Source organism: Nonomuraea sp. NPDC059007 (assembly GCF_042740555.1).
Taxonomy (GTDB): domain Bacteria; phylum Actinomycetota; class Actinomycetes; order Streptosporangiales; family Streptosporangiaceae; genus Nonomuraea.
Genome location: NZ_JBHYJD010000016.1, coordinates 124,279 through 143,156, shown reverse-complemented (window position 1 = coordinate 143,156; position 18,878 = coordinate 124,279). Strand labels below are relative to the sequence as shown.

18 protein-coding genes are annotated in these 18,878 nt (G+C 72.3%); 10 read left to right on the top strand and 8 right to left on the bottom strand.

Features of this window, described 5'->3' with window-relative positions; genetic code table 11:
* Position 1: 1 nt before the first annotated feature.
* Positions 2-919 (top strand): dihydrodipicolinate synthase family protein, encoded by a 918-nt coding sequence (locus ACFWY5_RS26595; RefSeq protein ID WP_379613624.1) that lies wholly within the window; start codon positions 2-4, stop codon positions 917-919.
* Here the strand turns inward: ACFWY5_RS26595 and ACFWY5_RS26590 are convergent.
* From ACFWY5_RS26590 to ACFWY5_RS26580, 3 genes are all read right to left on the bottom strand, one after another.
* On the bottom strand, positions 891-2,831 hold the full coding sequence (locus ACFWY5_RS26590) for a hypothetical protein (protein ID WP_379635049.1): 1,941 nt from the start codon (positions 2,829-2,831) through the stop codon (positions 891-893). The genes ACFWY5_RS26595 and ACFWY5_RS26590 overlap by 29 nt on opposite strands.
* Positions 2,832-2,908: 77 nt before the next feature.
* Positions 2,909-3,631: an amidohydrolase family protein gene (locus ACFWY5_RS26585; RefSeq protein WP_379635047.1), complete on the bottom strand. Its 723-nt coding sequence runs from the start codon at positions 3,629-3,631 to the stop codon at positions 2,909-2,911.
* Complete coding sequence (locus tag ACFWY5_RS26580) at positions 3,628-4,350, bottom strand: amidohydrolase family protein (RefSeq protein WP_379613619.1); 723 nt, start codon at positions 4,348-4,350, stop codon at positions 3,628-3,630. Before ACFWY5_RS26580 ends, ACFWY5_RS26585 begins: the two co-directional genes overlap by 4 nt.
* Before the next feature lie 104 nt (positions 4,351-4,454).
* Between ACFWY5_RS26580 and ACFWY5_RS26575 the strand changes: the two genes are divergently transcribed.
* From ACFWY5_RS26575 to ACFWY5_RS26555, 5 genes are all read left to right on the top strand, one after another.
* Positions 4,455-6,437 carry a PQQ-binding-like beta-propeller repeat protein gene (locus ACFWY5_RS26575; protein WP_379635045.1) on the top strand — a complete coding sequence of 661 codons (1,983 nt, stop codon included), beginning with the start codon at positions 4,455-4,457 and terminating at the stop codon, positions 6,435-6,437.
* A 307-nt stretch (positions 6,438-6,744) separates the two neighbouring features.
* On the top strand, positions 6,745-7,413 hold the full coding sequence (locus ACFWY5_RS26570; RefSeq protein ID WP_379635043.1) for a hypothetical protein: 669 nt from the start codon (positions 6,745-6,747) through the stop codon (positions 7,411-7,413).
* On the top strand, positions 7,410-8,129 hold the full coding sequence (locus tag ACFWY5_RS26565) for an amidohydrolase family protein (RefSeq protein WP_379635041.1): 720 nt from the start codon (positions 7,410-7,412) through the stop codon (positions 8,127-8,129). The genes ACFWY5_RS26570 and ACFWY5_RS26565 overlap by 4 nt, the downstream gene beginning before the upstream one ends.
* Complete coding sequence (locus tag ACFWY5_RS26560) at positions 8,126-9,286, top strand: DegT/DnrJ/EryC1/StrS family aminotransferase (protein ID WP_379635039.1); 1,161 nt, start codon at positions 8,126-8,128, stop codon at positions 9,284-9,286. Before ACFWY5_RS26565 ends, ACFWY5_RS26560 begins: the two co-directional genes overlap by 4 nt.
* Positions 9,283-11,265, top strand: coding sequence for a hypothetical protein (locus tag ACFWY5_RS26555; RefSeq protein WP_379635037.1), 1,983 nt, complete (start codon positions 9,283-9,285; stop codon positions 11,263-11,265). Before ACFWY5_RS26560 ends, ACFWY5_RS26555 begins: the two co-directional genes overlap by 4 nt.
* Positions 11,266-11,510: 245 nt before the next feature.
* On the opposite strand, the gene ACFWY5_RS26550 is transcribed toward ACFWY5_RS26555, so the two are convergent.
* Entirely contained in the window at positions 11,511-13,451 is a 1,941-nt protein-coding gene (locus ACFWY5_RS26550; protein ID WP_379635035.1) for a hypothetical protein, read from the bottom strand.
* Positions 13,452-13,524: 73 nt separating this feature from the next.
* Between ACFWY5_RS26550 and ACFWY5_RS26545 the strand changes: the two genes are divergently transcribed.
* Both ACFWY5_RS26545 and ACFWY5_RS26540 read left to right on the top strand, forming a co-directional pair.
* On the top strand, positions 13,525-14,205 hold the full coding sequence (locus ACFWY5_RS26545; protein WP_379635033.1) for a histidine phosphatase family protein: 681 nt from the start codon (positions 13,525-13,527) through the stop codon (positions 14,203-14,205).
* A gap of 236 nt (positions 14,206-14,441) precedes the next feature.
* On the top strand, positions 14,442-15,038 hold the full coding sequence (locus ACFWY5_RS26540) for a TetR/AcrR family transcriptional regulator (protein WP_379613602.1): 597 nt from the start codon (positions 14,442-14,444) through the stop codon (positions 15,036-15,038).
* Here the strand turns inward: ACFWY5_RS26540 and ACFWY5_RS26535 are convergent.
* The gene (locus ACFWY5_RS26535; RefSeq protein WP_379613600.1) at positions 15,016-15,477 is read right to left on the bottom strand and encodes a hypothetical protein; all 462 of its coding nucleotides are present in this window, start codon (positions 15,475-15,477) and stop codon (positions 15,016-15,018) included. The genes ACFWY5_RS26540 and ACFWY5_RS26535 overlap by 23 nt on opposite strands.
* A 204-nt stretch (positions 15,478-15,681) precedes the next feature.
* Here ACFWY5_RS26535 and ACFWY5_RS26530 point away from each other — a divergent pair, with 204 nt between their 5' ends.
* Together ACFWY5_RS26530 and ACFWY5_RS26525 are read left to right on the top strand one after the other, a co-directional pair.
* Positions 15,682-16,230: an RNA polymerase sigma factor gene (locus tag ACFWY5_RS26530; RefSeq protein ID WP_379613598.1), complete on the top strand. Its 549-nt coding sequence runs from the start codon at positions 15,682-15,684 to the stop codon at positions 16,228-16,230.
* Positions 16,223-16,492, top strand: a complete 270-nt coding sequence (locus ACFWY5_RS26525) for a hypothetical protein (RefSeq protein ID WP_379635031.1) — start codon at positions 16,223-16,225, stop codon at positions 16,490-16,492. The genes ACFWY5_RS26530 and ACFWY5_RS26525 overlap by 8 nt, the downstream gene beginning before the upstream one ends.
* Here ACFWY5_RS26525 and ACFWY5_RS26520 read toward each other — a convergent pair.
* From ACFWY5_RS26520 to ACFWY5_RS26510, 3 genes are all read right to left on the bottom strand, one after another.
* Complete coding sequence (locus ACFWY5_RS26520) at positions 16,470-17,411, bottom strand: serine hydrolase domain-containing protein (protein ID WP_379635029.1); 942 nt, start codon at positions 17,409-17,411, stop codon at positions 16,470-16,472. The two genes, ACFWY5_RS26525 and ACFWY5_RS26520, sit on opposite strands and share 23 nt — an antisense overlap.
* A gap of 138 nt (positions 17,412-17,549) precedes the next feature.
* Positions 17,550-18,023 (bottom strand): pyridoxamine 5'-phosphate oxidase family protein, encoded by a 474-nt coding sequence (locus ACFWY5_RS26515; protein ID WP_379635027.1) that lies wholly within the window; start codon positions 18,021-18,023, stop codon positions 17,550-17,552.
* A 129-nt stretch (positions 18,024-18,152) separates the two neighbouring features.
* Positions 18,153-18,761: a superoxide dismutase family protein gene (locus ACFWY5_RS26510; RefSeq protein ID WP_379613590.1), complete on the bottom strand. Its 609-nt coding sequence runs from the start codon at positions 18,759-18,761 to the stop codon at positions 18,153-18,155.
* Positions 18,762-18,878: the final 117 nt, after the last annotated feature.

Below are 18,878 nucleotides of genomic sequence, written 5' to 3'. Positions count from 1 at the left end.
CATGAGCACGGCAATCGACCCACGCGCGGCCGACCTGCGCGAGCGCCTGCGCGGGACGCTGGTCGCCGCCGCGGCCACCCCCATGACCACCGCGGGCGAGGTCGACCTCGACCTGGTCTCCGCCTACCTCGCCGGCCTGGTCGCCGACGGGGCGGGCGGGCTGGCGGTGCTGGCCCACACGGGGCGCGGGCCGTACCTGAGCGAAGGGGTGCGCGCCGCCGTCGTCGAGCGCGCGGTCGCGCTCGGCGTGCCCGTCGTGGTCGGTGTCGGGGGTGCCGGGGGTGTCGGGAGTACGGACGTCGTCGCGCAGGCCAGAGCGGCGGCGCGGGCGGGAGCCGCGGCGCTCATGCCGTTCCCGTCGCCCGGCGACCGCGTGGCCGAACACCGGGCCGTGTGGGAGGCGACCGGGGTGCCCCTGATCGCCTTCGACCTCTACAGCCTGCCCTGCCCGCCGGACGTGCTGCGCGCGCTCGTGGCGCTGCCGGGCGTGGCCGGGCTGAAGGCGGCCCTGCTGTCGGACGCCATGGCCTGCCAGCGCACGATCGCCATCACCCGCGAGGCGGGCCGCCTGGCCATCACCGGCGAGGACCGCATGTTCGGCCCGTCGCTGCTGTGGGGGGCGGAAGCCGCCCTGGTCGGCCTCGCGGCGGCGCACGTGGGGGTCACCGCCGACGTGCTGCGCGCCTACCAAGGCTCCGACCTGCGGGCCTTCGAGGACGCCTCGGCCCGTCTCGACCGCCTGGCCGAGGCCACGTTCACCGAGCCGATGGAGGGCTACGTCCAGCGCATGTTGTGGCTGGCGGCCGAGGAGGGCCGCATCCCGGCCACCCACGCCCACGACCTGTACGGCCCCGACCTGGGGTCGGAGCCGCTCAGCGTCAAGGACATCCTCACCGGTACGGCGAGATCGCCACGCTGACCAGGTTGCGGCCCTTGATGGCGTACAGGGATCGGTGGTCGGGGGCGATGTTGAGCTTGGAGCCGCCGCCGAACCAGTCGCTCGCGAGGCCGGTGACGATCTTCTTGACGGTCCAGGCGCGCAGGTCGACGCGGTAGACGGCGTTCACGTCGCTGGTGTAGGCGGTGAATCCGGCGATGAGCAGGTCGCCGCCGCGCTCGCTGACCTTGAGCGTGCGGGTGATCTTCCGCTTCAGCAGGTGGTACTCGAACAGCACGCCCGTGTTGGTGATGCCGTAGACCGCCAGCGGGGTGTGGGCGAGGTCGGTGACGGCGGCGATGCCGGGCAGCGGTTCGAGCTGCCAGGTGACCTTGCGGGTGCGCAGGTCGAAGGCGGCCAGCTTGGCGGTGGGGGTGACCGGGGGCGAGCCGAGTCCTTCCTGGGTGCTGGTGCCGCAGTAGAGCGTGCCGAGGTAGGCGGTGACGGAGAAAATGGTCTGGCGGTCCACGACCGGGCGGTAGGTGTCGAGCCTGCCCGTCCTGGGGTCGTAGATGTCGAGGGCGCCGTTCTGGTGGCCGGGCTCCGGCTGGGTCGGCATGGCGATCAGGCCGGTCAGGCGGTCGTAGGCCAGGTCCTTGGGCCGGTCCTGGTTGTGTCCGGTGCGGAACAGCAGCTTGGCCTCGGACTGGCCGGCCTTGTGGGCGTACAGGGCGCCCTGGGTGTAGACGCCCAGGTACGTGGTGCCGCGTACCGTGATCATGGTCTTCGGTTCGCCGGGGATGGGCAGCCTGGTGACCTTGCCGGTGGCCAGGTCGTGCAGGTCGGCGCCGCTCTTGCCGCCGACGTAGACCGTTCTGCCGTCGGAGTGCACCGACATGGGCGCCTCGGCCGCGGCGCGGAAGCCCCGCTGCACGTGGCTGAGGTAGTCCATGGCGCCCGTGGCGGGGTCGTAGACGAAGACGCCGCTGTCCTGCAGGCCGTACACCTTGCCCTTGTGCTCCAGGATGCGGACCGTCTGCGCCTCGGGGAACGGCACGCCGAGCACCTCGGACCTACCGCTCGCGAGCTCGTAGCGGTAGACGGTCCCGGAGGGGCGGCCGGCGAAGTAGACCCAGCCGTCGAAGATGAGGACGGCGACGGTGTACTTCTCGCCGGGCGCCGACGCCTTGACGATCTTGTAGTTGGCCGGGTCCGCCTTCTCGATCACGACCAGCTCGGCCGTGGAGTTGAGTCCGCCCGCCAGGTGCGTGTCGCTGCTGGACATGCTGGAGACCCAGTCGCGGTCGGCCAGCTCGGCGGGCAGCAGCTGGCGCTTGCCGCCGGTGCGGCGGTCGATGGCGATGAGGTGGGCGTTGGCGCCGACACCGGCGTAGACGTACTGGTCGTCGGCCTGGATGCTGCGCACGTACGCCTCGCCGGGCGCGGGCTGGCCCAGGTCGCGGCTGGTCTTGGTGACCGGGTCGTACTCGACCACGCGGCCCGGCTCCGACATGCCCATGTAGATCTTGCCGTCGGGGGCGGCGGCCATGGTCCAGATGAAGTGGTCGGGATACTCGGCGAGCTTGGTGGTGGTCCCGGTCAGGGTGTCGATCTTGTACAGGTCGGAGCGGGAGTGGGTGCCGACGTAGACGTCGGTGCCGGACTTGCACATCGCCCAGACGCCGACGCCGGTGGGGATCTCGTAGTGGGCGGTGATCTTGTCCTGGGTGAGGTCCCAGGCGCCGACCACGTTGGGCGACAGGCCGCGCGAGCCCATGTAGAGCACCTCGCCCACGAACTCGCCGTTGCCCAGCGGGCTGGCCACACTGGCCGGGCCCAGGTCGGTGAGCGTGCCCTCCGCGGGAGTCGCCGCGGCCATGGCCGGTGCCGCGGGTAAGGCGAGGGCGGCCGTCGAGGCGGCTGCGGCCTGGAGGAAACGTCGGCGGGGGATCATGGGCTTGCTCCTTGCGTCAAATAACGGCCTGGACCGTAATTGGTGCCAGCGGGAGTGCGGCCGGTGGTACGGCGGGGTCAGACGGGCAGGTCGAACAGGGCCGCGGCGTTGCGCCAGGCGACCTTCTCGGCGGTCTCCGGGTCGAGCCGCGCGGCGGCGACCGCGCCGAACGCGGAGGCCGGGTCGATGAGCGTGGAGTCGGTGCCGAACAGCAGCCGGTCGGGGTGCACCGCCGCGGCCACCTCGGCGATGCGCCGGGCGGGCGCGTGCGAGTAGCAGGGCTCCAGGTAGAGGCGGTCGCAGCCGCGCGCGGCCTCGATGGCGTGGCGGTGGCCGTCGGCGCCCATGTGCCCCGCGATGACCTTGAGCCCGGGAGTGTCGCGGCAGGTCGCGGCCAGGTCGAGGACGGTCGGGCCCCACGTGTGGACCAGCGCGGGCACGCCGTGCGCGGCGACCAGCGCGAGCGCCTCGCGGGTCTGCGGGGAGTCCGCGGGGGAGCGGGTGTAGTCAGTGTGGATCTTGACGCCCTTGAACCGGCCGGTGGGCAGGTACTCGCGCAGGTCCTTCTCCGCCTGGTCCAGGCGGCGGGGGTTGATCGTGACGTAGCCGTAGTGGCGGTCGGTCGTGGCCAGCCAGCCGTCCAGCGCGCGGTTGCCGGTCGCCGGGTCGTAGATGACCGCCTCGGTGGCCGACACGATCGAGGCGCCGATGCCGTAGCGGTCCATGACGGCGTGGTTGAGCGCGGCCACGTCCATGGTGAAGAACCACGGGCCCCAGTGCGCGTGCACATCGATGATCATCCGAGCAGCCTCCTCGCGTTGCCGCCGGCCACCGCGGCGATCTCCTCGGGCTTGAGCCCGCTGGTCGCCAGCCGCAGCAGCGGGACGACGGGCTCGTAGTGCGGGGTGCGCGAGCCGTACAGAAGCCGCTCGGCCGGTACGGTCTCCAGCGCGTCGGGGGAGTTGAGCAGCCGGGTCGAGGTGTGGAAGCCCGGCTCGTCGGCGGCGGCGACCAGGAAGTCGCCCAGGTGGTAGAAGTGCGTGTCCAGGAAGACCACGCTCGCGCCCAGCCCGGCGAACGGCTGCCAGAACCTGCGCACGTCCCCGCCGGTGAGCACGGTCAGCCCGAGTTCGGCCGCCTTGCGCGCCACGTGCCGCACCGACGGGAACCCGGCCTCCACCCCCTGCTCGTCGGGGAACAGCCGGATCGCCCGCACGCCCAGCGGCACGAGGCGTTCGATCTCGCGCACCGCGCCGAGGGGGTCGCGCAGGTCGACGGTGCCGACCGGGACCACGTCCGGCAGCGCCAGCACCTCGTCGTTGCCCGTGCGCATGTCGAACAACGCCGCCCGCAGCGACGCCACCGCCCCGGCCCGGATGCCGTGCTCGGTCAGCGTGCCCAGGACCGAGTCCGGGTCGCCGGGCGGGCCGTCGCGGTCGGCGTACGCTCCGACCAGCACGTCCACGTCAAGGGTCACCGTGAGTTCGCCGATCAGCTCGCGCGCGTCGAACGCCGTCACAACCGCCTCCATTGACTATTCGCGCTCAGAACATTACGGTCTGGGCCAAAATTGAGCAAGAACAATGATGCGTCCGCTCACCCCCCACTCGCAGAAAGCCTCCCATGCGCGCATTCTCCGCGATCGCGGCGGCCGTGCTGGCCCTCGCTCTCGCCGCCCCCCTTCCCGCCCACGCCACGCCGCCCGGCCCGGAGCCCGGGAGGTGTGACGGGACACGGGTCGAGACGTTCGGGCCGGCTTCGGTGACCGGGGCGATCGTCGGCGCGGCCGTACACGACGATCACGCCTATGTCGTGACGCGCGGCCAGAAACCGCCGGTGCTCGCCGACATCGACCTGAGCACCCGCAAGGTGGTCAGAAGCGTCACGCTCCCGGACGGCCCCGCGACCGGCGAGCCGGAAGGCGGCTGGGCCACGGCGGTCTCCGGCGGAAAGGTGTACGTCGGGACGTATCCCGTGCCCGATCTGTATAGCTTCGACCCGGCCACCGGTGAGGTGAAGCATCTGCACTCCTTCGGGAAGAACGGCGGCTTCGTGTGGAGCCTGGCCGCCGCGCCCGACGGCAAGCTGTACGCCGGGACCTACCCCGACGGGCGCGTCTGGGAGTACGACCCGGCCACGGCCGCCGTCAGGAACTTCGGGGTCCTGGCCGCCGGGGAGCGATACGTCAGGGCGCTGGCCGCCGACGCCACCCACGTCTACGCGGGCCTGCTCGACAAGGGCAGGCTCATGGCCATCGACCGCCAGGACGGCACCGTCCGGCAGCTCGCCCAGGGCACGACCGGCATCGGCGTCGTGGCCGAGCACGGCGACCGGGTGCTCGCGGTCAGCGGCCCGACGCTGATCGACGTGCGCAAGGACGGCTCCGACCTGCGTACGGCCGCCTCGGCGCCGCTCGACGCGCTCGTCTCCGCCCCGGACGGCACCGTCTACGGCACCTCCCGGCCCGACGGCGCCGTGCACCGCTACCGCACCGGCGACGCCGCCACCACCCGGGTGGCCGATCCGCCTTCGCAGGGCGACGAGACCCGCCGCCTGGTCCTGACCGGCGCGGACACGCTGACCGGCTTCTCGGGCAGCGGCGGGATGTGGTGGCTGGACCTGCGTACCGGGAAGTCGGAGTTCGCCGACCTGATCGACGCTGGATTGCCCGCGGGGGCCGAGCGCGTCCAGAGCATGCTCCTCGTGCCGAACCGGGCCGTGTACATCGGCGGCCACTTCTCCATGGACGTGCGCGACCTGCGTACCGGCAGGCAACGCCGATTCCGGGTGCCGGGCGAGCCCAAGGACATGGTGCGGCGCGGGAACAAGATCTACGCGGCCATCTACCCCAGCGGCCAGATCCTCGAGATCGACCTCCGCACCGACAAGCTGCGCAGCCTCGGCTTCCTGGGGCACGACCAGGCGCGGCCGTGGGACATCGAGTACGACCCGGTCCGCGACAAGCTCCTGGTCGCCTCGGCCCCGCTCGGCGCCAAGCTGAACGGCGCGCTGTCGATCGTGGATCCGGACACGGGGGCCAAGGACGTCTATGCCGGGATCATGCCGGACCAGAGCCTCATGAGCCTGTCGCTGGATGCCGTGCGCGGCATCGTGTACCTGGGCGGCGACGTGCTGGGCGGCGGCGGCACCCCACCGACCCGGACCTCTGCCTCCATCGCCGCCTTCGACCTGAAAAAGCGCCAGATTCTCTGGCAGGTCGAGCCTGTCGCCAATTTCCGCACTTTCCAGGACATCAAGGTGCATCGGGGCCTGATCTACGGGGTCTACAAGCGCAACTCCGGCGCCTGGATCGCCCTCGACCTCGCCACCCGCACCGTCAAACACCAGGGCACCCTTTCCGGGTACGGCGAGCTGGCCGTGCACCGGGGCCGTGTGTTCACCTCGGCCTTCTTCGGCGGGGGCAACGCGTACCTGCTGGGCTCCGAGGCCAAGCCGGTGGCGGCGGGGCTGGGTGACGACTGGTACACCAACCCGCAACTCCACTTCGAACCCGGCTCCTGGAAGGCCTGGGCCCTCGTCGGCCGCACCCTCGCCCGCCTCGACCTCACCCCCACCTGCCCACCCCTGACCCCACCCACCCCCTGACCACCCGCTGCTCCCCACCCTGCGACCTGGCCCGCCACATGGCCCCACCCGCCGCTGGCTGGGCCAGGGCCGCGCCACCCCGGAGGGGTCGCACGCCGAGTCCGGAGGGTGTCCCGCGCCGGGAAACGCTTCACCCGTGCGCGCCACCCTCGCGGGCCTGTCCCGTTACCCGAGGACACGGATCGGCACAGGACTGGGGGCGGGGCCAGAGGGCGGGACCGGCGCGGGGCCGAGGGCGGGGCGAGAGCGGGGCCGAAGGGTGGGGGTGGTCTTGACCGGGGTTGCGGGGCGCGGCTAGTTTCGGTCTGTGCCGAAATACGTCACGGACGCCCACCGCCTGATCGGCCCCGTGCCGTTCGACGACCTGCCGGAGGACCCGCGCCCCGACATGTCCCGGCTGGGCATCCAGCGCGCCCACGTGACCCACACCCTCAGCCTCTACTCCGACGCCAGAGCGGGCAACGAAGCGCTCATGGAACTGAAGGACCCGGCCCTCCAGCCGGTCCCCGTCCTGGTGCCCGAGTCCTTCGAGCCGATCCCGGACTGGAGCGTGCCGATGGTCCGCCTGTGCCCGTCCAGGCACCGCTTCGAGCTCACCGGGCCCACCACGCTTCGGTGGCTGCGGGCGATGGAGACCACGGTGGCCGTCGAGTTCGAGGAGACCTCGCCCGGCCAGCTCCTCGCCCTCGCCGGGCACCTGCCGCACCAACGCGTCCTGCTGCTCACCCCCGGCTACCGCCACCTGCGTACCATCGGCGAGCTCATGGCCGAGATCTCCAACCTGTGGCTGGAGATCGGCACCGTCAACACCCAGCGCGGCGTCGAGTGGCTGGCCGGACGGTACGGCCCCGAGCGCCTGGTCTTCGGCACCGGCGCCCCCGTCCTCGACGACTGCGGCCCGCGCTTCCTGCTCGACCACCTCGACCTGCCGGAGAAGGACGTCGAGCTGATCGCGACGGGAGGCAGCCTGCTGTGATCCTCGACGCGCACGGCCACCTCGGCCCCTGGCCCGATTTCCTCATCCCGGACAAGACCGCCGAAGGCATGGTCGAGCTGATGGACCGCCTCGGCATCGACGCGATCGGCATCAGCCACCTGCTCGGCGTCGGGCCGTCGGCCGAGGAGGGCAACCGGCTGGCGTTCGAGGCGGCCGGGCGGTATCCGGGCCGCATCGGCGTCTGGCAGGTCTACAACCCGCACCAGCGCAACCGCCTCACCACCGAAGGCGTCTGGGGCGTCAAGATCCACCCGGACGTGCACCAGTGCCGCCTCGACGACCGCCGCTACGACCCCGTCTGGGAGCTGGGCCTGCCCGTGCTCGCGCACGGGCAGACCGACTCGCCGTGGAGCGATCCGGTCCAGTTCACGACCGTCGCGCGGCGCCATCCGCACGTCCCGCTGCTGCTCGGTCACGCGGGCCTGTGGCCGTACGGCTTCGCCCGCGCCGCCGAGCTCATCCACGGCCACCCGAACCTCTACCTGGAGATCTGCGGCTCCAAGATGACCGGCCGCTGGATCGCCAAGCTGGCCGCCCTGGCCGGCGCCGACCGCGTCGTCTACGGCTCCGACTCCTGCTTCCTCGACCTGCGTGTCGGCTTCGGCCGTGTCGCCCTGGCCCCGGTCAGCGACGCCGACCGTGCCCTCATCCAGGGCGGCAACCTCGCGCGCGTGCTGAAAGGACGCCTCGCATGACCCTCGCCATCCACGGCGGCACCCCCGTCCGCACCACCCCGTGGCCCGCCTGGCCGCCGCCGCTCGACGACGCGCAGCGCAAGCTCGTCACCGGCGTACTCGACAGCGGCCTGTGGGGAGCCACCCAGGGCGGTTCCGCCTGCGCGGACCTGACCGCCGCGTTCGCCCGCCTCTCCGGCGTCCGGTACGGCGTCGCCGTCGGCAACGCCACCCTGGGCCTGTTCGCCGCGCTGCGCGGCCTGGGCGTCGGGCCGGGCGACGAGGTCGTCGTGCCCGCGTACACGTTCGTCGCCTCGGCCACCTCGGTGCTGCTGGCGGGAGCCGTACCGGTGATCGTGGACGTGGACCCGGTGGACCTGCACCTGACGGCCGCCGCGGTCGAGGCCGCCGTCACCGGGCGCACGGCCGCGGTCATGCCGGTGCACCTGGCCGGCAGCCCGGCCGACATGGACGGCATCAACGCGGTAGCCGTACGACATGGGCTGAAGGTCGTCGAGGACGCGGCGCAGGCGCACGGCGCGAGCTACAAGGGCCGCCCGATCGGCGGGCTCGGCGACGCCGGCGTCTACAGCTTCCAGGCCAGCAAGGCGATGACGGCGGGGGAGGGCGGGCTGATCGTCTGCCGCGACGAGGCGGACCATGAGGCGATCTGGTCGGTCTGCAACCTCGGGCGCAAGCTCGGCGGCCAGTGGTACGGCCACCCGAACGTCGGCTGGAACCTGCGCCTGACCGAGATCCAGGCGGCGCTGCTGCTGCCCTGGCTGGACCGGCTGGACGCGGAGATCGCCCGGCGCAACGCGTTCGCCGCCGAGGTGGAGCGGGGGCTTGCCGCGACCGGGCTGCCGGTGGGCGTGGTGCCGCAGCCGCCGGGTACCACGCTCGACTCGCGTCACCTGCTGATGCTGCGCGTGCGCGTGCCGTTCGACCGGGCCTTCTTCCTGGAGGCGATGGCGGCGGAAGGGGTGCCGCTCGACGGCGGGTACCCGCCGCTCGGCACGATGGCCGCGCTCACCGATGCCGGGGCGCGGCCTGAGCCGTGCCCCGCCACCGAGGCCGCCACGCGCGAGGTGGTCTGGATGCGCCAGTCGATGCTCATGGACGATCCCGCCCATGCCTCGCACCTCGTCGAGGCCCTCACGAAGGTGCTGCACGCATGATCTTATGGAAGGGAGCGCTCGCGGCCGTCCTGGTCGCGGTCACCGCGCTCACCCCGGCCCCCGCCCCCGCTCCGGAGAACCTCGGCGTCCCGCTCCAGGACGTACTGCTGCTCGGCGGCGCCGTGGCCCCCGGGCCGGAGGGCAGGACGGTGCTCTGGAGCGCCTCCTCCGGCGGCCCCGCCCACCTCAACGCCGTGGACCCGGCGACCGGGGCGCAGACGTCCCGGTTCGACCTGCCCGGCTCCGGCGGCGCGTGGGCCGTGGAGGCCACACCCGACGGCAGCGTGTACGCCGGCACGTACGGCGGCTCAAGGCTCTTCCGCTGGACGGCCCAGGGTGGCGTCCAGGATCTCGGCAACCCGCTCCAGGGCGAGACGTTCGTCTGGACACTCGCCGCGGGCGAGGGCGCGACCGTCTACGGCGGCACCTCGCCGGGCGGCAAGCTCTTCGCCTACGACCCCGCCACCGGCGTACGCGACTACGGCCGCCTGTCCGCGGCCCACGCCTACATCCGCAGCGTCTCCCACGCCGGCGGCAAGATCTACGCCGGCACCGAGGCGCCCGCCAAGATCTTCGAGGTGGACGCGGCCAGCGGCGCGATCAAGGAACTGCCCGCCCCCGAGGACACCACCGGCAAGTGGGCCTACGACGTCAACACCGCCGCCGGCTACCTCTACGTACGGCTGGGCAGCGCCAGTCCGGGCCCCCTGCACGTGTGGGACATCGCCGCGGGCAAGTGGACCGACCGGCTGGAGGCCGCCCACGGCCTGGATGTCTCGCCCCCGGACGACGAGGGTCGGGTCTACTTTGTAAAGGGCGGCGAGCTCGTCCGCTACGACCCCAAGACCAGGGCCACCACCCCCACCGGCCTGCCGGTCACCGGCCGCGTGGCCAACACCCGCGGCATCGGATGGGCCGAGCTCGGCCTGCCCGACTACCCGGGCAAAAGCCTCGTCGGCCTGCTCTGGCGCGGCCTGATGTTCCGCTACAACCCGCAGACCGGCGCCAAGGCGTTCGTGCAGAGCGGCATCAAGGGCGAGCCGATCGACGTCACGGCGCTGTCCGAGGGCCCCGACGGCCGCATGTACGCCGGCGGCTTCCTCAACGGCGGCTTCGCCGGCATCGACCCCGAGTCCGGCAAGGCCGAGGAGTTCCACACGTTCTCGCAGAGCGAGGACATGACCACACACCGGGGCAAGCTGTACATCGGCGCCTACCCCGAGGCCCGCGTCTACTCCTACGACCCGCGCCTGCCGTGGAACAGCACCGAATACTCGCCCAGCCCGCAGCCCGGCCCGGCCCCGAACCCCGCCCGTCTGTACGACGGGGCCGCCGACAAGCAGATCCGCCCGCGCGCCATGGTCTCGGCCGGCCGCTACCTGGCCGTCGGCACCATGCCCGACCTCGGTCACCTGGGCGGCGTCCTGTCCATCTGGGACCCGGAGGCAGGGCGCCTGAAGTTCTCGCAACGCAACGTCGTCAAGGACCAGTCGATCGTCGCGCTCGCCTACCGCGACGGCATCGTCTACGGCGGCACCTCCATCTACAGCGGCCAGTCCGCCACCCCGCCGACGCAGCAGGAGGCCAAGCTGTTCGCCTGGTCGGTGCGCGAGAACCGGCTCCTGTGGGAGATCGTCCCCGCCCCCGGCAAGCCCGCCATCCCCGCCCTCGCCTTCGACGCCGCCGGGCGGTTGTGGGGGATCGCCGGTGGGGAGGTGTTCGCGGTCAACACCTGGGCCCGCAAGGTCGTCAAGCGCGTGGTGCTGTCGTCGAGCAAGAGCGCGAGCGGACAGCTGGCCTTCAACCGCCGCGACCTTCAGTTGTACGGCGCGCATGCCGGTCAGTCGGTGTTCCGCCTGAACCCGTTGACCGGCCGCCACGCCGTGCTGCGCTCGGGGCCGGTCCACCAACTGGCGGTCCACCGCTCGGGCGACGTCTACTTCGCCGAAGGCCCCACCCTCTACCGCCTCCACCCCTAACCACCACCCACCCACGCACCCGGCTCGGGTAACCCCGGTCCCGCACCCGAAAGGGCGCCGGGACCGGGGTCGCCGTTTAGCCGCCCCTAGACGGGATTGGGCCCGCCCAGGGTGGCCCGATCCCGCCCCCCTGGTGCCGCCCGACCCGCCCTCTGGCCGGGTGCGTGGGGGTTCGGGCCCGGCCCGCCCGGGGTGGGGCCCGATCCCGCCACCTCGTGGAGTGTGCGGGATCCGGGGTGGGTGGGTCAGCAGACGCGGTAGGTGTAGAAGTTCTCGAAGCGCGACAGATACAGGTGCCCGTCGGCGCCCTTGAGCAGGTTCGAGATCGGCCGGGCGATCAGCGTGACCGCCAGCGTGGCCCGGTCGATCCGGTAGGCCTTGCCCTGCACCTTCCCCCACAACATCCCGTTGTGGAACTCGAGGTTGGTGTCCAGCCACACCTGAGTGGCGGTGGCCCACGGATAGGTCTGGTGCTTGGCGGTACGCAGTGTCTGCCCGGTCACCGGGTCCATCTCGAACACCGCGTCCGGCGTGAGCCCCCACAACCGCCCGGCGTCGTCGAAGGTGATCGACCCGAGCGCCAGGTCACCCTCCACCGGCGCCGTCACCCACTTCAGCGCGTCGGCGGCGATGTCGTAGGCGAACACCTTGGCCGCGGTGTCCTGCGGGGTGCTGATGCCGCCGAAGGCCGAGGTGGCGCCGTAGACGACGCCGTCGCGGTAGGCGAGGCCGATGACGGAGTGGCCGGGGACGAGGTTCCGCCTGATGACCTTCTGGCCGGTGTCGGGGTTGAGCAGGCCGAGGGCTCCGCCGACGGTACCGGACTTGGGCACGGTGCCGAACGCCAGCCACTCGCCCGCCGAGATCATCGCGAACGGCCGGTCCTGCTCCTGGTCGGAGAGGGAGAGCAGTTGGGTGGGGGTGGCGCCGTCGAAGGAGTAGATGCGGGCGCCGGGGTAGACGCCGAGGTAGAGCTTGCCCCTGTGGGTGACGATGCCTTCGCTCTGGCCGACGTTCGGCCAGAACTGCGACTCGCCGGTCTTGGGGTCGTAGGCGGCCAGGCCGCCGGTGAAGAAGCCGCCGGCGTAGACGCGGCCGTCGGGGCCGTTGCCCATGGAGCGGATGCTGACGTGCTGCCCGGTGACCGTGGATTCGAACATGCGGCCCTTGCCGGTACGCCGGTCGTAGTGCCACATGCGGCCGGTGGAGCTGGTGCCGACCAGGACGTCGCCGCGCCAGCCGAGGGGCCGGGCGGCGCCGCCGCCGAGGTCGGTGAAGCCGGTGGGCCGGACTTTTCCGGATCTGAGGTCGAGGGCGCCGAGCTGGTCGTTCTGGACGAGGTACACCTGGTGGCCGCGGCGTCCGCCGCCGACGGTCAGGCTGTCGACGTCGTCCACGACGTGTTCCCAGCGGCGCTCGCGCAGGTCGTAGACGCCCATCGGGTTGACGCCCGTCGAGGTGGCGAACCTGACCAGCAGCCGGTGCCCGATCACGTCGAGGTCGTAGGCGTAGCCGCTGCCCTGGATGGGTGGGTCTATGACCCGGATCGGGGTGCCGTCGGGGCGCAGGACCGCGACCTTCATCGACTGGGCGCCCATTCCGGCGTAGACGGTGCCGTCGCGGGCGATGGCCAGGTCTCTGATGAACTGCTCGCCGGGCACGGGACTGCCCAGGTCGCTGAGGCGGCCGGTGCGGGTGTCGTACCGGATGAGCTTGCCGTTGGGTGAGGTGCCGGCGTAGACGGCGCTTGCGCCTGGGGCGGCCGCGACGGTCCAGACGAAGGTCTCGCCGGGTGCCGCGATGCCGAGTTCGGTCACCTTGCCGGTGGCGGGGTCGAAGCGGAAGAGGCGGCCCATGGCGCCGGCGGTGGCGTTGTAGCTGCCGACGTAGACGGAGTGGTCGGGGGCGACGGTCACCGCCCAGGAGCCGAGGGCGAGGGGGAGCGGGTGTTCGGAGACGAGGCGCGCGTCGGCGGCGTTCCTGACCGCCAGTACGGCGGGGCCCGAGGCGCTTGAGGTGACGGTGTAGACGCGGCCGCGGTCCATGGCCGCGCCGGCGGTGGTGGCGCCGGTGAGGGGCAGCGTGCCGAGGGTCTGGAACCCGCAGCCGGTGGGTGGCGCGGATTCGGCCCGGACCGGAGTGGCGAGGGTGAGGAGGAGTAAGAGGGCCGCGATGAGTGTTCGCATGGGAGGCCTCCATGGCATCTGTTAACGGTCTTGACCGTAATTAGAAGAAAGGTCTTCTGGCAACATGGCGGGCATGAGCGGACCGGTGCGGATCATCGCGGTGCGGCACGGCCAGAGCGAAGCCAACCTCGCCTACGAACGGGCGCGCGAGCGTCCCCTCGTCTACGAGCGCGGCGACCAGGAGGTCACCCTGACCGATCTCGGCAGGCGGCAGGCGGCTGCGGTGGGGCACGTGCTGGCGGCGTTGCCGGAGGCGGAGGCGCCGGAGGTGGTGTGGTGCTCGCCGTACCTGCGGGCGCGCGACACCTGGGTACACGCGCAACGGGCGTGGGGCGTCGGGACGACGCTGCCCCTCACCGTGGACAAACGCCTGCGCGACCGGGAGATGGGCGCCCTGGCCCCGTTCAACCGCGCGGCCGTCGCCGAGCGCTTCCCCGAGGAGGCCGCCCGCTTCCTGTCCGAGGGCGAGTACGCCTTCCGTCCGCCGGGCGGCGAGTCCTTCGGCGACGTCGTGGTACGGCTGCGCGCCTTCGTCGGCGACCTGCGCGCGACCGCCCGCGGCCGGCGGGTCCTGATCGTGGCCCACGACGCGGTCGTCCTGCTGCTGCGCCACGTCCTGGCCGGAAAGCCCGACGCCGAACTGCCCGCCGTGCACCGCTACGCCCCGATCCGCAACGCGTCGGTCTCCACCTGGCACGTGGTGGACGGGCGGATGGAAGTGCTGTCGTTCAACGACGTGACGCACCTGGCCTGAGACCTGGCCGCCCCGCCACTGCGGGTGACGGGGCGGCCGGAACGGGCGGCCGTGCCACGCGACGGCACGGCAGCCCGGCGCACCGCCCTGCCGGCAAGGCGGCGATCCTCCTCCGGGATGGATGTTCCCGACGGTAGGGGAGACCGCTTTCGATTCGCTTTTCCGGCCCCGCTTCCCCCGCCGCGTACCCCAGGAGGAGGCCTTTGACCGTTCCCGGCATCGCTACCGTTGGGTTCATGCCCAAGACACCCGACAGCTCCCGCCGCAGCGAGCACTCGCGCCAGGCGATCCTCGCGGCCACCCGTGCCCTGATCTCCGAGGTGGGCTACGAGAAGGTCGCCATCGAGGCCATCGCCGCGCGGGCGGGCGTCGGCAAGCAGACGATCTACCGGTGGTGGCCGTCGAAGGGCGCCGTGATCTTCGATTCGATCCTGGCGCTCAGCGAGGACGCCGATGGACAGGACATGGCGCTGCCCGACACCGGAGATCTGGAGGCGGACCTGAAGCGGGTGATGCGCGCGACCGTCGCCGAGTTCGCCGACCCGGACTTCGAGAAGCCGATCCGGGCGCTGACCGCCGAGGTGATCAACGACGCCGGGCTGGCCGCGCAGTACCGGGACAAGCTCGCCCGGCCCGTGGACGAGGCCAAGAAGGCCCGGCTGCGCAGCGCTCAGCGGGCCGGGCAGCTCGCCGCCGACGCCGACCTCGACCTGGTGCTGGAAGTGCTCTACGCGCCGCTGTTCCAGCGGTGGTTGCAACGCTCGGGCCCGCTCACGCCCGCGTACGCCGACGCGCTGGTCGAGGCCGCGCTCAGGGCGTTTCGGCCCGGGTGAATTCGGCGATCCAGTTGGTCTCCCAGGTACGCTCGCCGTCCACCGAGAAGGCCTGCTCCCACCGGCAGTGGTCGGCGTCGATCCTGATCCAGAGGAAGCGGCAGCGCACCGGCGTGCCCTCGTGCTGGTCGTCGCAGAAGAACTCGCCGCGGTCGCCGTCGAAGCGGCCCACCACGGGCGGCAGGCCGAGGACGGGGTCGGCGCCGCTGATCCAGTAGATCGACCAGAGGTCGGTGGCGGGGTCGTGCAGGCGCAGCGTCAGCCCCGAGGTCCCCTTGGTGGGGAAGGTGACCTCGTCACAGCTCGCCGCGCCGGACAGGTGCCGCGTGGCGCGCGTGTACCCGGGGAACTCCTCCCAGTCGTCGCTGCCCGCCAGCCGCTTGGTCAGCTTGCGCTGGTGCGAGGTCCAGGTGCCCTCGAAGAAGTCGAAGTTGTTCATGGGCAGAAGCTAGGAGCGCGTCACTGACATCTCCTGTCAGTGCCTGAATCCTTTTATGGGGTTCCTGCCTCTTATGTGTGTCCCGGCGATCCCGCCGGGATCTGACCCGGAGGTTTCGCATCATGACCATCGCCATCATCGCCGTCGCCGCCGTGCTCGTCTGCACGTGTACGGTCGTCGTGCTGCGCCGCAGGAGCCGTAGCCGTGGCTGACACGACCTGGCCCGACGAGCGTCTCATCGCGGCCGCGCAACGGGGCGACGTCGACTCCATCGCCGCGCTGGTGTCGCGCTCGCAGTCGCACGTACGGCGGTTCGCCCACGCGTTGTGCACCACCCCGGAGGACGCCGAGGACGCCGCGCAGGAGGCGCTGATCATCCTGTATCGCAAGATCGGGGTGTTGCGGGCCTCGGCGGCGCTGGCGTCGTGGATGTTCCGCATCGTCCGCAACGAGTGCCTGCGCAGGGCGCGGACCTTGACGGGGTACCACCTCCCGATCCTCGACAGCGCCGGGCGGTCGGCCGAGGAGGAGGTGCTGCTGCGCCTGGAGGCCGGGATCGTGGCGGAGGCGATCGCCGAGCTGCCCGCCGACCAGCGCAGCGTGCTGATCATGCGCGACGTCCAGGGCCACAGCGGGCGGGCGGTGGCCGCCGCGCTCGGCCTCAGCACCCCGGCCATGAAGTCCCGGCTGCACCGCGCCCGTACCACGGTCCGCGCCTCGCTGCTGAGCTCGGTGGGGGGCGACCATGGCTGACGGACGTGACTTCGCCAGCGGGTCGCTGCCCCGGCACCTGGTGCGCGGCGTGCTCGGCTTCGGCGCGCTGGCCGCCGCGCTCGCGCTGCTTCCGGTGACCGGGCTGGTCAGCCTGCTCCTGGCGCCGCTCGGCCTGGTGGCGCTACGCGGGTGCCCGACGTGCTGGGCGATCGGTCTGGTGCAGACGATCTCCAGGGGACGGCTGCGGCGCAACTGCGTGGACGGGCGGTGCGAGCTGACTAGCTCCAGAACCCCGTCGTGAACGCCGCCCGGAGTGCCGCGTGGGCGGCGTCGTCGTACGGGGTCATGCTGAGGCTGAGCTGGCGTGCGCCGTCGGCGCTGTGGAAGGACAGGGTGGTGTAGCCGAGGATGGCGCCGCGGTGGCCGTAGGCGGTGCCGCAGGGGGTGCCGGCGATCTCCAGGCCGAGGCCGTGGTCGCCGCCGATGCCCGGCGTCTTCATCAGCGTGAGCTCGGCGGGTGGCAGCAGGCCGCCGGTGAGCAGGGCGTGGAAGAAGGTGTTGAGGTCGGCGGTGGAGGACATCATGCCGCCCGCGGCGCCGGCCGCTGTGGGGTTGAGGCGGGTCACGTCGCGGGGCCTGCCGCCGGTCATGAGGTAGCCGCGGGCGTGCGGGCCGTTGATCGCGGTCGAGGAGGTGGGGGTGCGGGTGGCCGTCAGTTTCAGCGGCTTGATGATCCGGTCGGTGATCTCCCTGGTGTACGGCCGGCCGGTCACCTCCTCGATCACCATGCCGAGCAGGAGGTAGCCGGTGCCGGAGGGGGCGTACCGGGTGCCGGGGTCGGACAGGACGGCCAGGTTGACGAGGTCGCGCGCCCGCCGGGGGCGTGTGGGGCCGGTGTGCTCGGGCAGGCCGCTGGTGTGGCCGAGCAGGTGCCGGATGGTGATGTCCGGCGCCGGGTTCCGCAGGTGGGCGCCGAGTGGGTCGTCCAGCCCGAGCCGGCCCTCGGCCACGAGTTGCAGCACGACCGTGGCGGTGAACGCCTCGGTGACGCCGCCGATGCGGAAGCGGCCGTTGACGGGGGCGCGGCGCGGGCGGCCGAGCTCGATCACGCCCGAGGCCAGCCTGGTGGTGCGGTCGTCCCATCTGAGCTCCGCGATCACCGCGCCCGCTCCGGCCGCCACGATCCTGTCCAGTTCCGGCTGCAGTGGGGCGGTGGTCACGCGCACGATGGGCCCTTCCGAGGGGGGATGACCCTTCGACACTGGCAGCCCGGAGATCGCCGCGCCTCCCGCCTGAAGCCGAGTCCGCGCCTCCGTCGCTGGTCGGAGCGGCACCGACCAAAGTCGTGGTTCAGGGGGTCACGGCGATGCGGTGGTCATAGGACAGGCCGTGGGGTGAGCAGGGCACGCCCGTCTCGCGGGGCACAGGACGTGGTGGTCCTCGGCGCGCGCCACGTACAGGCGGTAGGGGTGGGGCGCGCTCAGGTACCCGGGGGTCATGGGACGGCCGCCGCGCGACGGGTCGCCCGGGTAGACGGCCAGGGCGGGCTCCAGGTCGGTGACCTGCCCGGCCGTGGCTGACATGTAGACCGCCTGGCCGCTGCCCGGGGCGACCCGGGAGTCGAAGACGACCATGCCGAGCCGAGGGCGGACCGCCAGGTTCCGGGAGTGGACGGTTTCGGGGGAGGAGACCCAGTAGAAGTCGCGGTAGCCGTCGTGGGCGAAGAACACCGGGTTGGCCCACGGGGTGCCGTCCCGGCCGGCGGTCGCGAGCGTCACGTACACGTTGGCGTCGATGATGGACCGGGCCATCGCCGCCAGGTCGTCGTTCATCGGGATCGTCCGCCTCTCCGGTGGGTCGCGCCGGGCTCTCGATGGCGTGCGCTCCCGGTCGAGGCGGCAACCCTAGTCCCCGGACGCCGCACGGGCCAGTGCGGCGTCCGGGGAGCGGTGGGCGGGCGGCTACTTGATCGGGCCGCAGGCGATCCGGCCGCCCGCGTCGCCCGTGCGCTGGGTGGCCTCGTCCGGGCCGGTGGCGCTGTAGCGCTCGGGGATGTTGGCCAGGTTGTCGGGCAGGGCATGCACGATGACGGCGCTGCCGTCGGCGTCGGTGAGCTGGCGGACCCGGAAGCGGTCGGTGACCACCGAGGCCGTGCCGGAGCCGTCCGCGGCGACCAGCAGCGGCGGCAGGTCGCCCGAGTGGTGGGAGTGGGTGGAGCCGCCGAGGTCGAAGTGGCCGCCGGCGGTGTAGAACGGCGACACCTTGCCGGTCGCCGGGTCGACGGCGGCGGGGTCGCAGATGCCGGTGGCGTGGATGTGGAAGCCGTGGTAGCCCGGAGGCAGGCCCTTGACCGTGACCGACAGGCGCGACTTGGTGTACCCCTCCGGCCGCAGGGCGAGGGTGCCGACCGGTTTGCCCGCCACGTCGCGGATCGTGACCGCGACCGGGTGCGCCTCCTGCGTGGTGGCGGTGGCCTGGGCCACGGCGCTGACGCCGATGGCCGCGACCGCGGTGAGGAGCGTGGCGCAGATCGTCAGGTGGAGGGTCCGTGGCTGCGGTAGCGGCGCCATCGCGAACGGCCTTTCGGTGGGGGGAAGGGACTGCGTCGAGGGTAAAGGTCATCCGCCGGGATGTTGTATAGGATTTGGTATAGCAATATGGTGGGTGGCCGGGGTTATGGCCATCCT

Bases quoted from the DNA above. Each gene is read 5' to 3' on its own strand.
- ACFWY5_RS26595 (WP_379613624.1), top strand. From the start codon at position 2: ATGAGCACGGCAATCGACCCACGCGCGGCCGACCTGCGCGAGCGCCTG.
- ACFWY5_RS26590 (WP_379635049.1), bottom strand. From the start codon at position 2,831: ATGATCCCCCGCCGACGTTTCCTCCAGGCCGCAGCCGCCTCGACGGCC.
- ACFWY5_RS26585 (WP_379635047.1), bottom strand. From the start codon at position 3,631: ATGATCATCGATGTGCACGCGCACTGGGGCCCGTGGTTCTTCACCATG.
- ACFWY5_RS26575 (WP_379635045.1), top strand. From the start codon at position 4,455: ATGCGCGCATTCTCCGCGATCGCGGCGGCCGTGCTGGCCCTCGCTCTC.
- ACFWY5_RS26560 (WP_379635039.1), top strand. From the start codon at position 8,126: ATGACCCTCGCCATCCACGGCGGCACCCCCGTCCGCACCACCCCGTGG.
- ACFWY5_RS26555 (WP_379635037.1), top strand. From the start codon at position 9,283: ATGATCTTATGGAAGGGAGCGCTCGCGGCCGTCCTGGTCGCGGTCACC.
- ACFWY5_RS26550 (WP_379635035.1), bottom strand. From the start codon at position 13,451: ATGCGAACACTCATCGCGGCCCTCTTACTCCTCCTCACCCTCGCCACT.
- ACFWY5_RS26545 (WP_379635033.1), top strand. From the start codon at position 13,525: ATGAGCGGACCGGTGCGGATCATCGCGGTGCGGCACGGCCAGAGCGAA.
- ACFWY5_RS26540 (WP_379613602.1), top strand. From the start codon at position 14,442: ATGCCCAAGACACCCGACAGCTCCCGCCGCAGCGAGCACTCGCGCCAG.
- ACFWY5_RS26535 (WP_379613600.1), bottom strand. From the start codon at position 15,477: ATGAACAACTTCGACTTCTTCGAGGGCACCTGGACCTCGCACCAGCGC.
- ACFWY5_RS26525 (WP_379635031.1), top strand. From the start codon at position 16,223: ATGGCTGACGGACGTGACTTCGCCAGCGGGTCGCTGCCCCGGCACCTG.
- ACFWY5_RS26515 (WP_379635027.1), bottom strand. From the start codon at position 18,023: ATGAACGACGACCTGGCGGCGATGGCCCGGTCCATCATCGACGCCAAC.
- ACFWY5_RS26510 (WP_379613590.1), bottom strand. From the start codon at position 18,761: ATGGCGCCGCTACCGCAGCCACGGACCCTCCACCTGACGATCTGCGCC.